Annotated in this window: 12 protein-coding genes and 3 pseudogenes; 4 read left to right on the top strand and 11 right to left on the bottom strand. The window is 36.1% G+C overall.

Annotated features, from left to right (window positions below):
• Positions 1 to 85 precede the first annotated feature (85 nt).
• A complete protein-coding gene (locus L2672_RS07605; protein ID WP_248995230.1) occupies positions 86 to 292 on the top strand; it encodes a hypothetical protein in 207 nt (68 codons plus the stop codon).
• Between the two features lie 1,168 nt (positions 293 to 1,460).
• Here the strand turns inward: L2672_RS07605 and L2672_RS07600 are convergent.
• Entirely contained in the window at positions 1,461 to 1,760 is a 300-nt protein-coding gene (locus tag L2672_RS07600; protein WP_248995229.1) for a hypothetical protein, read from the bottom strand.
• 364 nt (positions 1,761 to 2,124) lie between these two features.
• Between L2672_RS07600 and L2672_RS07595 the strand changes: the two genes are divergently transcribed.
• Complete coding sequence (locus L2672_RS07595; RefSeq protein ID WP_248995228.1) at positions 2,125 to 2,382, top strand: hypothetical protein; 258 nt, start codon at positions 2,125 to 2,127, stop codon at positions 2,380 to 2,382.
• 256 nt (positions 2,383 to 2,638) lie between these two features.
• Here L2672_RS07595 and L2672_RS07590 read toward each other — a convergent pair.
• From L2672_RS07590 to L2672_RS07560, 8 genes and pseudogenes are all read right to left on the bottom strand, one after another.
• Positions 2,639 to 3,050 (bottom strand): annotated as a pseudogene (locus L2672_RS07590) (DDE-type integrase/transposase/recombinase).
• 454 nt (positions 3,051 to 3,504) lie between these two features.
• Positions 3,505 to 4,017 carry a hypothetical protein gene (locus L2672_RS07585; protein WP_248995227.1) on the bottom strand — a complete coding sequence of 171 codons (513 nt, stop codon included), beginning with the start codon at positions 4,015 to 4,017 and terminating at the stop codon, positions 3,505 to 3,507.
• Positions 4,018 to 4,126: 109 nt separating this feature from the next.
• Positions 4,127 to 4,390 (bottom strand): annotated as a pseudogene (locus L2672_RS17385) (DDE-type integrase/transposase/recombinase); the annotation flags it as partial.
• Positions 4,391 to 4,477: 87 nt separating this feature from the next.
• Positions 4,478 to 4,861, bottom strand: a complete 384-nt coding sequence (locus L2672_RS07580) for a hypothetical protein (protein WP_248995226.1) — start codon at positions 4,859 to 4,861, stop codon at positions 4,478 to 4,480.
• Positions 4,861 to 5,049, bottom strand: a complete 189-nt coding sequence (locus tag L2672_RS07575; protein ID WP_248995225.1) for a hypothetical protein — start codon at positions 5,047 to 5,049, stop codon at positions 4,861 to 4,863. Before L2672_RS07575 ends, L2672_RS07580 begins: the two co-directional genes overlap by 1 nt.
• 683 nt (positions 5,050 to 5,732) lie before the next feature.
• A pseudogene (locus L2672_RS07570) lies at positions 5,733 to 6,311 on the bottom strand (IS6 family transposase).
• A gap of 64 nt (positions 6,312 to 6,375) precedes the next feature.
• Positions 6,376 to 6,996, bottom strand: coding sequence for a hypothetical protein (locus L2672_RS07565; RefSeq protein ID WP_248995223.1), 621 nt, complete (start codon positions 6,994 to 6,996; stop codon positions 6,376 to 6,378).
• Positions 6,997 to 7,159: 163 nt separating this feature from the next.
• Positions 7,160 to 7,471 carry a hypothetical protein gene (locus tag L2672_RS07560; protein ID WP_248995222.1) on the bottom strand — a complete coding sequence of 104 codons (312 nt, stop codon included), beginning with the start codon at positions 7,469 to 7,471 and terminating at the stop codon, positions 7,160 to 7,162.
• A 170-nt stretch (positions 7,472 to 7,641) separates the two neighbouring features.
• Here L2672_RS07560 and yfbR point away from each other — a divergent pair, with 170 nt between their 5' ends.
• Positions 7,642 to 8,241, top strand: a complete 600-nt coding sequence (yfbR, locus tag L2672_RS07555) for a 5'-deoxynucleotidase (RefSeq protein ID WP_248995221.1) — start codon at positions 7,642 to 7,644, stop codon at positions 8,239 to 8,241.
• A 173-nt stretch (positions 8,242 to 8,414) separates the two neighbouring features.
• Positions 8,415 to 9,833 (top strand): TonB-dependent receptor, encoded by a 1,419-nt coding sequence (locus L2672_RS07550; RefSeq protein ID WP_248995220.1) that lies wholly within the window; start codon positions 8,415 to 8,417, stop codon positions 9,831 to 9,833.
• A 71-nt stretch (positions 9,834 to 9,904) separates the two neighbouring features.
• On the opposite strand, the gene L2672_RS07545 is transcribed toward L2672_RS07550, so the two are convergent.
• Positions 9,905 to 11,578 (bottom strand): glycogen synthase, encoded by a 1,674-nt coding sequence (locus tag L2672_RS07545; protein ID WP_248995219.1) that lies wholly within the window; start codon positions 11,576 to 11,578, stop codon positions 9,905 to 9,907.
• A 12-nt stretch (positions 11,579 to 11,590) separates the two neighbouring features.
• A complete protein-coding gene (glgC, locus tag L2672_RS07540; protein WP_248995218.1) occupies positions 11,591 to 12,856 on the bottom strand; it encodes a glucose-1-phosphate adenylyltransferase in 1,266 nt (421 codons plus the stop codon).
• Between the last annotated feature and the right edge of the window lie 62 nt (positions 12,857 to 12,918).

The raw sequence follows: 12,918 nt of genomic DNA, 5'->3' as shown, positions 1-12,918 counted from the left end.
CTTAATTTATCTGCAATCCAGAGTAAATGCACTTGATAATTATTATCATTTAGAGTGTAATGATAATGACTCATTGGAGATAGTTATGAATAAAGTTAATATTAGTATTAGTGAACGAAAGTTAGCGCAACTTATTCAAAGCGGTAATTTATGTGCTGCCGATATCAATTGTTTAGATAAAACCAGTAAACAACTGATTTGGAAGTTATGTTTATGGTGCTGTAAGAAACGAATAGATTGTCATGAGGTTTTTTTCGATTCAGTAAACGGAGTTGAGCAATCAATTTCTTGAATAATCTGAAAAGCCAGATGGTTAAAGTACAGCAGTTATAGGTACTACTATATAGTGAATAGTGAAGCAAACATGTCACTATGATTTATCGCTAATTTATTTTTTGTACCGGCTGATTAATGTCATCAAACAACTGAGTATTGAGCGATACAGTTCAACAATTTTATCAAGCAAATATTTCTAAAACATCTGAGGACATAACTCACAGATATGACACAACAAACTCACCACAAAAATATAGACATGCATAGCGAACAATCACTGCCCAAGGTTGTTCAACAACCTCTATTATTTAAAAGGTTTCATACAACAAATAAATGCTCAAGCTATACAATTTACTTAGTAATATAATGTTTGAAATCAATTAAACACATAGTCTGGAGTTCAGGCTCGAAGTTGATGATTCTAGCAATATCTAGTTAACCGTTGTAGAAGATAAAACCCAAATAAGATAAAGACCTTATATTGCTTATTGAAGCAGAGTACCTACTAATCATAACAACACACATAAGTTCGCACAATGTATATTATGTTAAATGAGGTGTAATATTAATAACTCTGCTTCACCTAATGTGGTGTGAATTATTTTTTAACTCTGGATCGATCCAGTTTCAAGTGTAAAAATTTACACTAATATTCAAACGTTTATATATCCATTAGATTTAGTTAATTTAATTTTTAACATTCTAACACTGGATCACTTACTTTAGCTTGTGGTTGAAAATTTACGATTTGATACTGAAAGAAATTTTAATTATTTTGTTATCCATGTGACGTTACGTGAATTCTATCGATTAATTCTGTACTAACTACTGCATTATTCACGTAGCGTCATCAGGTTTCATTTTTATTGCTTCAGTTGTGTCTGCCTGTATAGTTTCTCCATCTGAATATTTGTTTTAAGCGATTCGCTTATGGTGCTATGGACTGCGTTCATCAAATACTGCTACGTAACTGATAGCTTATGTGCGATGAAGCTCTTTGTCGTTGAAGTTTATGAATGCATATGATGTTTGTAGTGGATAAGCAAATTTGGCCATATGACTAGAGTTTCGTCATAAGGAAAAGTAAGTCATTTATGAGTTAAAGCCATAACTCTAACCTGTCGGTTTCGAATAAAAATTGTTATGGGATAACGCCCCATCATAATTGCTTTGTTATAAAGCATTTACCCGCCAATTGCATTAATTGACTGTTGCACAAATCCAACAATAAGCAAAGCAACGACTAATAATATTAAAACTATAGGTACACCCAAAATAATACGACTAAAACTAGACCTGCTTTTAAAGAACTGTGAGCTTAAGACTACCTCACTTAACCACTCTAGAAATAAATATGAAGGAATACCTATTATGATAAGTGCCCCCCAACCTAAAACACTAGAAGGTAACTCTGGGTAAAAAGTCCAAACTAGGAAAGCAGAGAAGAAAACGATAACACCTAATAAACTCAGTATTTGGTTCATACAAGCTCCTTTGATGCTTTATAAGATCCAGTCAACTTATTGGATTTATGTGGAAAAAGCTAGTTTATTAACCAATAATTCAAATTTTAGATATAACTCGTCCTTTCCCATTCAGCAAGAAAGGCAGGTCTTTAAACATTACTAAAATTTGGTCAAATTTTGGGTGCAAATGTAAATGGGTATGGAGGCCGAAATTCATTTTGGGGCAATTTCGAGTTGACCACTTGGTTGATAAGCAATGGTAAGAATAGAAAGTTTTCATACTGCTATGATGCCACATTAAGGAAGCTGCTGCTTAACTTGACAGTACCCTTGGAGGTATGTGCAACGTCTTTTTTAGAGTTATTCGATAAAATATAATTAAATGAATCACAAATTATTTAGTATTAACCAAAAAACAAATAAAATTGCCCAAGCTGATAACGTCAGTGCAGATATCAATATGTACTCAAAAAGTAGATGGTTATTAGTACCTTCAAATAGTGCATTTTTTTTAGCTAATAAGATTAACTTGATAGCTAAATTTAGTGATGGCAGTAAGCAAAGTAATGCTATCGAAAATAGAGCAGTTATTATTATCGATATCATGGGAACCCAAGGTTCATCACCAGAGAAGAATTGAAAATCTACTATTAAAGAATATTCTATAACTCCGTGTAAATAATATACGGAAAGACAAATAACGAATATTTCGAATCCATACTTTTTAAAAATTTTCATATTAGAGCCTACTCCTTTAGAAACTCTGCACTTGCTTAAAAATATTATCTCCTACCATCCTACATACAGCTCGAGATACTGTCAACTTATTGAATTAATGTGTAAAAAGCTAGTTTATTAACCACTAATTCAAATTTTGGATATAGAACTGCCCTTTCCTATTCGGTAAATGAACGCGATTTTAATAATTGATAATTTGCGGCTTTCAATGCATGGCGACCTAGCCTAAACAGATTGTTAATTAGGCCATGGACAGATAGAAAACGTTGCACTTGCCCCTGAGATTTGAACCTTATCATCTGATATTCCTGCTGCCTTGTAGGATGATGAGACTTCTCGCAGAGGTTATTTTCATATTGCTTAATTGTGTGACCTACACTAGGCATAACCAACCTTTTGGCTGCGCCATAACTCGGCAACTTATCAATATGTTACGTTGATAACTCGATAAGCGAGGATCTCTTCGATATCTCGTAGGCTCAGTGTAAAACGATGATAAATATAAACTGCATGACTAATGATTTGGGCCGGATATCTGTGGCCAGGATAAATGGTTTTTAATACTGCCATGATGCCATATTAAAGAAGATACTGCTTAATTTGACAGTACCTAAACAACTATTCCCTTTTATGTAAACCAAGCCTCGCCATTCTTGCCGCCTGCTGAAAAGCTATACTGTATTGTTGTTGCCAACTTACAAGAAGGACAGTAAAAATATATAAATGACAACCCACCTTTAGCCCCAACAAAATCACCTTTATTGAGGTTATATTAATTACTTTTATGTGCTTCTCTAAATCTTCAAATTTAAGCCCAACTTTACTACCACATTCACACAGATATTACGTTGGATACTGTCAACTTATTGGATTTATATGAAAAATTCTAGTTTATTAACCACTAATTCAAATTTTGAATATAACTTGCCCTTACCCACATTAAGGAAACGGCTGCTTAACTTGACAGTACCAAAAAACCACATCATTGACCTTGATGTGGTTCTATTTAGAAAGATGTTAGTTATTATTGGTACGCAATATAACTATCATAATCAAGTGGAATTGAAAAATAACCTCCCAATTTTGCATCATAGAATATTGTCTGGCCATTGATTTTAAGCACACTACCATTGAGTAGTTCTCGATAAATCGCATCAGTCTCTTTCTGACATAAAGATAAGTATTCCACACAAGTTGAGTAAACAAAACTTTGCTTAGAGACAATTATTGAGAATGTCATTCCTGATTCAGTTATCTCAGCCTCTATCACATCTGAGTGATTGAATACCCACCACTTAATTTGATGAAAAGATCTAAAAGGCTCCCTAGAGAATCTTTTCTTTACATCGTTATGCACAACAAAAAATGGGGCGTTAATCCTGCTCTGTAAATATTCATAATCAAAATATTCAGATTGGAACAAAAGAGGCTGAAGCTGTCTTTTAATAAATGGTGATATTAATAAAAGAACAGCTAAAGCAAATATGCCTGAAACAGTGAATACCCACCGCCAAAACATCAATTTCACTTTTTTCATCTAAACAAATCCCTACACGCAGCCGCTGTAATGCTCACTGCAAGCGCAGCCGATTGAACGATACTGTCAACTTATTGGATTTATATGAAAAATGCTAGTTTATTAACCACTAATTCAAATTTTGAATATAACTTGCCCTTTCCCATTCGGCAAATGAACGCGTTCTTAATAACCGATAATTTGCAGCTTTCAGAGTATGACGACCGAGTCTAAATAGATTGTTAATTACGCCATGGACAGATAAAAACCGTTGCGCTTGTCCATGTGATTTGAATCTTCGCATTTGATACTCCTACTGCCTTGTAGGTTGATGAGACTTTTCGCAGAGGTTATTTTCATATTGCTTAATTGTGTGACCTACACTAGGCAATAACCGATGCGTATGATATTCATGATGATACTACCATTCACACCGGTTACTGCCGTGATGATGCCTTAGCCGACACTGTGAGAGTGTCGGTTATGGTTGTTGGTTAAATAAACGCCTGAACAACCCTTTGAAATCTAACGAGAGTAAATCACCAACTAGACCAGTCACAAAAGGTGGCTTATAAAGCCTGAACAAGTTGAAAATTTCAACAATATTATCGTCGTATTCATCCCTGTCAGGCCCTAACCAGAACCTGCTATTATCACCATAAGGCTCCCAAACAATATAATCGATTCCATTGAACTTGAATCGAATATGAATTTCATCCTGAGAAGAAAACATCTTTCTATTTCTTATTTGGGAAACACCTTCAATTTTTTCAAGTGTGTTAGCAATTTGAGATAATGGCATATAAACACTCTCTATCTCGAATGCGAAAAGCTCGCCATTATCATTAAGTAGCTCATAAATCATTAGTTACACCCGCAACTTTGGCTGCCATCGCCACCAGTAGCTCCTGCCGCAGCAACACCCGCACCGTATGCATTTACGCCCTTATTGGTTCGACCCGCAGCAGACCGAAGCGCCGCATCACTATTGTATTTCGATAAGTTTGGTTTTCTAAAGTTCTTGGTTGCACCAAAACTAAACATGCTTTTCATGTTTGACCTAAACATTGAAGCAGCAGTTCCTGATGACGCCTGTTAATTTGCACGCTAACTTGATCCTGCAATTGCATTTAAAACTGCCCCACTGTTATTGCCTTACGCAACTAAATTTATAGCTCATTTTAGATTTTTAGTGGACTAATTCTAAATGCAATTTTAAGCAATATTTGGATCACTTTGGGATGCAAATTAACAGCCAGCCTTTTGCTGGCAATATTGAACTTATTTAACTATTTCCCTATTTTCAATAACACTCTTAACTTTATATAGAAATGGCAAAATAAGGAGGTTAATTAACAAAAACACTCCAACTGCATAATCTTTACTATATGAAGTCCCATATTTATAGAGCGCAAACAATACTCCTGCTGCATAACATCCCCAAAAATAGTAAATGAAGTTTGGCACTTCATTTTTTAAATATTTAAAGAGGCTCAGCTTCATAAAAGCTAAAGTACCTAATACAGATATAAATATTGCAAACCATAAATCACCTTTTAGAAATACACCTAGTGGGAACTCCAACACACACAGAAAAATGTACAGTTGCAGGTTCGTTTTCTTGATTTATCTTCTCTCAACGTAATTTTCAATTAATGGCTCAGTAGTTGAAATGATACTGTCAACTTATTGAATTAATGTGTAAAAAGCAAGTTTATTAACCACTAATTCAAATTTTAAATATAACTCGCCCTTTCCCATTCCGCGAATGAACGTGTTCTTAATACCGATAATTTGATACATAAATAGCATGTCTGCCTAGTCTAAACCGATTATTAATTATAAAGCTTCACTGTGTAACCAACACTAGTCATGACCACCCTTTTAGCAGCCCGATAGCTCGGCAGTTTATCAGTAACAATCAAGCCTGGAATACAATGTTGACCTTTGAGTAACTTCCTGAAAAAACCTATGACAGCGCGTTTAGCATTGCGTTTCTGCACGAGAATATCTATTTCGTCACCATTGCTGTCGACTTCACGCCACAAATAATGAAGTCGACCATTTATCTTGATGAACACTTCATCGAGGTACCAGGATGAATTAAATAGACCTCGTTTTGTACGAATGTTATGACTGAATTTATTACCAAATTTCAGGCACCAATGGCTGATAGTTTCATATGTTACGTTGATACCACGATAAGCGAGGATCTCTTCGATATCTCGTAGGCTCAGTGTAAAACGATGATACAGATAAACTGCGTGGCTGATGATTTGGGCCGGATATCTGTGGCCAGGATAAATGGTTTTCATACTGCTATGATGCCATATTAAAGAAGATACTGCTTAAATTGACAGTACCATCCAAAGCACTCAATCATTGATTCGTTAAGTTATTGCTTATACTCTCAGTTTTCAAACGTAGGCTTTTTTTCAAAATATCTATTCGATTAACTAATTGTTCTTCAGTTATTTTGTCCTCTTGAAATGCCAACTCTAACTCAAGCAGCTTTTTTGTTTGTTCAAGAACGTATAGATATAACTGAACATCATATGCATGACTTCTTTCTAAATTAATTAAGTATTCGTTTAATTTGTTTAATGTTGAACCAGATAAATTCTTGCTGACAATATTTTGCATCAAAAAATTACCTAAATAATCTGGATAAGGAGGAGGATTATTCTCAAAGAAGTGGTTTCTTAGCTCATCACCTTGTGGAATATTATCAAAGTATTCAATCAGTTCTTCGCTGTAGTCATAGCAAATATTGACAGATGTAATAGCCGAGTTAATTAGTTTTATGACATCATGTCTTTCTTTTTGTTCATTTTCATAATTAGTGACAGAAATGGCTAAAAGTACACCAACTGAAGTTGCGATTAAAGTCAGAAAAAAATTGATACCTATACTATTACGCTCAATGACCCCCTTAAATTGAGGTAAAAATGTAAAAGCCCCCAGCAGGGTCAAAATAAGCGGCAGTACTATGTATATCATTTTATTCCTTTAAATGTTTCCCAAGAATGTAATTATGATAATCTAGTCATATAAGATGTAAGCTACTGACTTAATTAATAATATTTAGACTAAACATACCAAGGATTACTCCTGCAAATTTTGGGCTAAACGAATTTAGCCATTAATATACATTGTCACTTAACTATTTATTTCGACGAATGATATCAACAATTTCTCTTGTATTTTCAATCACCTTAAATATTTCACCTTCTATACTAATGGTGGCAAAATCACCGTCACGAGAGATGACTTTTCGATGGTCATAAATATTTTGCTCTAGAACATGACCAACAGCGACTTTTTTCTGCCAACCAGGAGGTAAAGGTTGCCCTTTTTGTAGTTTCTTTTGTAAGCCTGGAGGTAACTCTTTCGCTTTATCATTTTTAGCAATGGCGATATTACTCATACCTAAAGATAAGATGGCCACCGACATTAGTATGTTGATCGTTTTCATGATGTTCCTTTTCAGTTAATCAAACATATCAGCAGATATAGTCATCGTCTGTTAAAATAATATCTGCAGGTTAAGTAAGCTAAGTATAAGCTTGTTTATAACAATTAAGAAACATCATATATTAAGCTATTGATTTTATGAGTCAAGAAACTGGATTAAAAGGACATAGTATGACAATTGAGCAATCAAATTTTCTTGCTCTTTGGAAGCGTGCGGCAAACATTAAGCGCTGGCCATTGCAAACCAACTTAACAGAAAATAATGACGCTACTCATAGTTTTGAAGTGGCTGTTATCGCGCACTTACTGGGAACAATTGAAAAAGATGTCTTTAATTTAGATACTGATCCAGACAAATTAGCTGCAATGGCGATTTTTCATGAGGCATCAGAAGTAGCAGGTTTGGGCGATATTAATTCAAATGCTAAAAACATGAGTGCTGAAGTTCATGCGTCTATCAAGCAAATTGAAAAAATGTTTGAGCTTAAAATGCTTGACGGTCTTCCTCCTGAACTTAAACCTCGTTATGAAACGCTAATCATTCAACCTAAAGACACTCGAGATGCAAAGTTAGTTAAAGTGGCTGATGATATAGCGTGTTATTTAGAAGCTGAGAAAGAATACAAGCTTGGTAATTTTGAATATCGAGATGCAGTTTCTCACTGCCGTGTGAAGTTAAACCAATGGCGTGACGAGTTTGATTCAGTAGATTGGTTTTTAACCCGTTTTATGTCTGAAGTTAATCAAACCATTGACCATACCCTTGGTTAACAGCAAGCAGATTAAAGCTTCACAATGAATAAGTTTTAAGCAGTTGAGCTGATTTTTAACCATTATTTTTATTAACTTCAGCTTAATTTAAGCAACACCTATTCTAACCATTTAAAAAACGTTTAATTTACACTATTATCACCCTGCATTTTATTATTCAGATCGGAAGTAATATGGACAAGCAAGTAAGCTCTCGTAGCACCAAAGAAAAAGCGCTTAGACTCAATTTGGATGACAAAAAGTACGGCACAATTGTTGAGATTGGAGCGGGCCAAGAAGTGGCTCGTAACTTTTTTGTTGCTGGTGCAGCGGCAGGTACCATAGCAAAAACCATGTCCGCCTATGACATGAAGTTTTCAGATGCTATTTATGGCGTTCAACAAAATGGCCGTTATGTCAGTAAAGCACGAGTCCTTGCCATGATGGAGCAAGAGTACGACCTTGTTGTTGAACGTGTTGGTGATGTTCGCTCACGTTCATCCAGATATTTCAGTTATGCGGCTACAGTTGCAGCTAAAAGTTTTAATAAAGATAACGAATGTCATGCTTGGTGTGGTGTTAGAGTACAAATGTACCCTGGAGCTGAGCCATCAAATATTGTGGTCCATGTTAGAATGTTTGATGACAATGCCGAAGCGCAGCAGCAGGCACTGGGCATTCTTGGTGTGAATTTAATTTATGCCAGCTATTATTATTTCGAAAATCCAAAGACCATTATCGACTCACTTACCGATAACATGAAAGCTAATCGAATCGAAATTGACTCAATTGAGTTCCAAGGCCCCTACTTTGAAGATATCGATAATAAAGCCAAAAATATCCATCTGATCCGTAGTTGGAAAACTCGTGCAGTGATGTTTAAGCCTGATGGAACCGTTGGTGTTCCTGCAGAGATGTTATACAAAAAGAACGTACTTACCATTCGCGGTTCGTTTAAGCCGGTAACCAAACTTAATGTAGACATGATTGAGCAAGGTCAAAAAGCCTTTTCTGAGCTTGAAGGTGTTGATATTGATAACACTGTTGTCATTGCCGAAATTTCATTGAATGATCTTCAAGGGCATGATGCCAATATGTCTGAAAAAGACATTTTAGAGCGAGTGAAGTTGCTTAACCTACTCGGCTATAATGTCCTTATTTCTGACTATACTCGTTACTTCTCATTACGAGCGTACTTTAGACAATTTACCAATCATCAAATTGGTATTGTGGTTGGCATGATCAACATCAGGCAAATTTTTGATGTTGATTTTTATCGTGGCCTCGAGGGTGGTATTTTGGAAGGCTTTGGTAAGTTATTTCCTGATCATACTCGTTTATTTGTCTACCCAGAGCTTGATGAAAAAGGTGATGTTCACGACTTATCCAATGTAACTGTTCCTGCAAACTTGCGTTATTTATATCGTCACTTGCTTGAAAATGGTTTTATAAAAAGTATCGAAAACAGTAATGTAGAGCTACTAAATCTTTATTCGCGTGAGATTTTAACTCAGTTAACTCGCGGTGATGATGAGTGGAAGAATGCCCTGCCAGAAAAAGTGGTTGATGCCATCATTGAGCAAAAACTCTTTGGTTTCCGTCCTAAGAAGTAATATACAACTATAAAAAAGCCGCGTTAATAACCTATATTAACGCGGCTTTTACTCAGTTCAGGTTACTTATCTCAACTTGGTGAATAAAGCTTGCTAGCATACTCACTAGCAATTGACTGCCAATCGAACCGCGCTTGAGCAGCATTATCACAAACTTGATGCCAATCTTGTGTATTAAACAAGTCTAAACACGTTGAAAATTGTTGAATAAATGCTTGAGCCTGCTGATCTAAATTAGCTCCGCTAAATTGCCAGCCATTTCTATCATGAACCACAGTATCTTTAAGACCACCAACACCATGGACTAAACAAGGTTGTCCTTGTTTCATTGCTAGCATTTGGCTTATGCCGCAAGGTTCAAATGAGCTTGGCATTAAAAACAAATCACCTTGCTGATAAAGCGTTTGTGCCACATTATCGGCATAGCCATTTAAATAAATAAAATTATTAAAATGTGCGGCTATGCTTTTAAATTGTTTAGCTAATACTGCGTCTCCACTGCCTAATAAAATAAATCTAGCGTCGTTATTATAACGATGCAATGAATCTAATAACTCACTTAGCACATTTTTACCAGATTGAGTTTTGTGTAAGAACAACAACACTTTTTGCTCAGTTAAACGGCCAACAGAAGTAATTAACATAGGTGCACTGGCATTTTTTCGGCTTGACTCAAGCTGTTGTTGGTACTGGGTTAATTTAATAGATGCAATAAAATCTTCACTGCTTACCACATCTTTATTGGCTTGCCATTTGCTCAACGCTTGTTGAGCCTGATTAATTAACATTAAACGTTGTTTTACGTTTTGTGACGGTTTAGATTCTGTTGTTGATGAATATTCACAGCCATTAATGATGCCAATTAACTGCCCTGCTTTTGCTTTATGAATTAAATCTGCTTCTAACCCTTCTGCGCCATAAAAGCCCATTGCCGGATTTGAGGGTCGTAAAATTTCTTGTGCATAACTTGGCGAAACAACATGCACCACATCACTCATTACAATTCCCATTCTCATGGGGTTTACACATGAACTATAACGAGGATCGGCTATTCCTTCAGGTAAGTCATTAACGCTGTCATGTTGATTAAACCAATAACCAAACCAACTAATAAATGACGAGCTATCGTGGTGATAAGGCCTTATCCCTTGAAGGGCTAAATTGTGAATGGTGTAAACACATTTTAAAGGCTTTAAACCGCTAAATTCATCAACACATTGCCTAAGCATAGCTATCATTGCAGTATGCCAATCATGTAGATGCAAAACGTCATATTCAGCTAATTTACCTTCGCAAATCGCTTTAGCAACGGCTAATGAAAATAACGCAAATTTACTGGCATCGTCTGCAAAAGGTCTATCGGAACTACCTTGTGCGTATATGGATTGATCAGCTTGATTAAATAGTGGATGGGAAAACAAATACACCCAAGAGTTAACCTCTGTTGAATCAGTTTCTGCAACTGCATGATATGACGATTTAGCAAGATTTTGCTTATGCTCAGGTCTGGGCATTTTGTAAATATCAATTGTGTGTATTTGACCACAAAAAGGCACAGTAACCTGTGCCAACTTAAGCGCATTATAACTGCGGATTAAAAATCCATAGTCCGGCATGGCAACATCTGCTTGTATCGATGCGCTTAATAATGCAGGCGGCAAATCGCGTATTACGTCGCCCATACCACCTACTTTGGCGTTAACCAATGCATCATTTTCGGCAGCAACCATTAACACTTTTTTCATCAATAACCGCCCTTATTCGTAACCCACAGCTAAACCCAACATTTTACGGGTCACTAAAGTGATGCCCTTTTCTGAGACTCTAAACCCTTTAGCGCGATCATGGTCATGGTTATAACCAATTTGCATACCTTCCGGAATAATGCAGCCTCTATCAATAATGGCATTTTGAATTTTACAATTTTTCATCACGACAACATCAGGTAAAAGAACAGAGTCTTTCACCGATGAATAAGAACAAACTCTAACTTCGTCAAACAACACACTGCGTTTGACTTTCGCCCCAGAGATAATACAACCTCCTGAAACGATAGAATCTACAGCCATACCCCGCCTATCCTCATCGTCAAAGACAAACTTTGCTGGAGGTAACTGTTCCTGATAAGTCCAAATAGGCCATTTTGCATCATATAAATTTAAAGCTGGTGTTGGCGACAATAGTTCCATATTGGCCTGAAAGAAGGAATCTAGTGTTCCTACATCTCGCCAATAAGCCGGTTCATTTTCTATGGCGCTGGTAAATGGAAACGCAAAAACATTATGTTCTTTAATGATGTTAGGAATGATGTCTTTACCAAAATCTCGTTCAGAACGCTCATTGATGGCATCTTTCTTCAATTGATCAAATAGAAACTTAGTATTAAATACATAGTTACCCATTGAAGCTAAACATTTATCTGGTTTACCAGGGATGGGTTTAGGATTTTCTGGTTTCTCCTCGAAACCAATAATTCGATTGTTTTCATCAACCTCCATGACACCAAACGCACCTGCGGCTTCTTCTAATGGTACTTCTAAACAACATACTGTCATATCAGCTTCAGATTCAGCATGGTCTGCTAATAAGCCTGCATAGTCCATACGATAAATATGATCGCCTGATAAAATCATCACATACTTTGGAATTTCATGGCGAATAATGTCAATGTTCTGAAATACAGCATCGGCAGTACCCTCATACCAGTTACCAAAAGTCTGCTGTGACGCTGGTAAAATTTCTACTGATTCACCCAATTCCTTTTTAAAATGACCCCAACCTCGAGATACATGGCGTATTAAAGAGTGTGACTTATATTGAGTCACTACCCCTACTCGCCTAATGCCTGAGTTAATACAGTTAGATAATGGAAAATCAATAATTCTGAATTTGCCTCCAAAATATAACGCAGGTTTAGCACGCCAATCGGTTAGTTCATGTAATCTAGAGCCGCGGCCGCCAGCTAATATAATTGCATAAGTATCACGAGTTAAATTACTAATATAACGCACATTTTTGTTCATGAAGTCACTCCGGTAAATACGATTTAAATTGTATAAAAAACATCCCTGTTGGGTGCGAACTG

The sequence above is a fragment of the Shewanella gaetbuli genome (genome assembly GCF_023284065.1).
Classification (GTDB): domain Bacteria; phylum Pseudomonadota; class Gammaproteobacteria; order Enterobacterales; family Shewanellaceae; genus Shewanella; species Shewanella gaetbuli.
The sequence above is the reverse complement of the archived record's forward strand: the minus strand, read 5'-3'. Positions and strand labels throughout refer to the sequence as shown.

What these genes read in the sequence shown, in the direction of transcription:
- yfbR (WP_248995221.1), top strand. Translation starts at nt 7,642, where the DNA reads ATGACAATTGAGCAATCAAATTTTCTTGCTCTTTGGAAGCGTGCGGCA.
- L2672_RS07600 (WP_248995229.1), bottom strand. Translation starts at nt 1,760, where the DNA reads ATGAACCAAATACTGAGTTTATTAGGTGTTATCGTTTTCTTCTCTGCT.
- L2672_RS07585 (WP_248995227.1), bottom strand. Translation starts at nt 4,017, where the DNA reads ATGAAAAAAGTGAAATTGATGTTTTGGCGGTGGGTATTCACTGTTTCA.
- L2672_RS07545 (WP_248995219.1), bottom strand. Translation starts at nt 11,578, where the DNA reads ATGAAAAAAGTGTTAATGGTTGCTGCCGAAAATGATGCATTGGTTAAC.
- L2672_RS07560 (WP_248995222.1), bottom strand. Translation starts at nt 7,471, where the DNA reads ATGAAAACGATCAACATACTAATGTCGGTGGCCATCTTATCTTTAGGT.
- L2672_RS07550 (WP_248995220.1), top strand. Translation starts at nt 8,415, where the DNA reads ATGGACAAGCAAGTAAGCTCTCGTAGCACCAAAGAAAAAGCGCTTAGA.
- L2672_RS07575 (WP_248995225.1), bottom strand. Translation starts at nt 5,049, where the DNA reads ATGAAAAGCATGTTTAGTTTTGGTGCAACCAAGAACTTTAGAAAACCA.
- glgC (WP_248995218.1), bottom strand. Translation starts at nt 12,856, where the DNA reads ATGAACAAAAATGTGCGTTATATTAGTAATTTAACTCGTGATACTTAT.
- L2672_RS07580 (WP_248995226.1), bottom strand. Translation starts at nt 4,861, where the DNA reads ATGATTTATGAGCTACTTAATGATAATGGCGAGCTTTTCGCATTCGAG.
- L2672_RS07565 (WP_248995223.1), bottom strand. Translation starts at nt 6,996, where the DNA reads ATGATATACATAGTACTGCCGCTTATTTTGACCCTGCTGGGGGCTTTT.
- L2672_RS07595 (WP_248995228.1), top strand. Translation starts at nt 2,125, where the DNA reads ATGAATCACAAATTATTTAGTATTAACCAAAAAACAAATAAAATTGCC.
- L2672_RS07605 (WP_248995230.1), top strand. Translation starts at nt 86, where the DNA reads ATGAATAAAGTTAATATTAGTATTAGTGAACGAAAGTTAGCGCAACTT.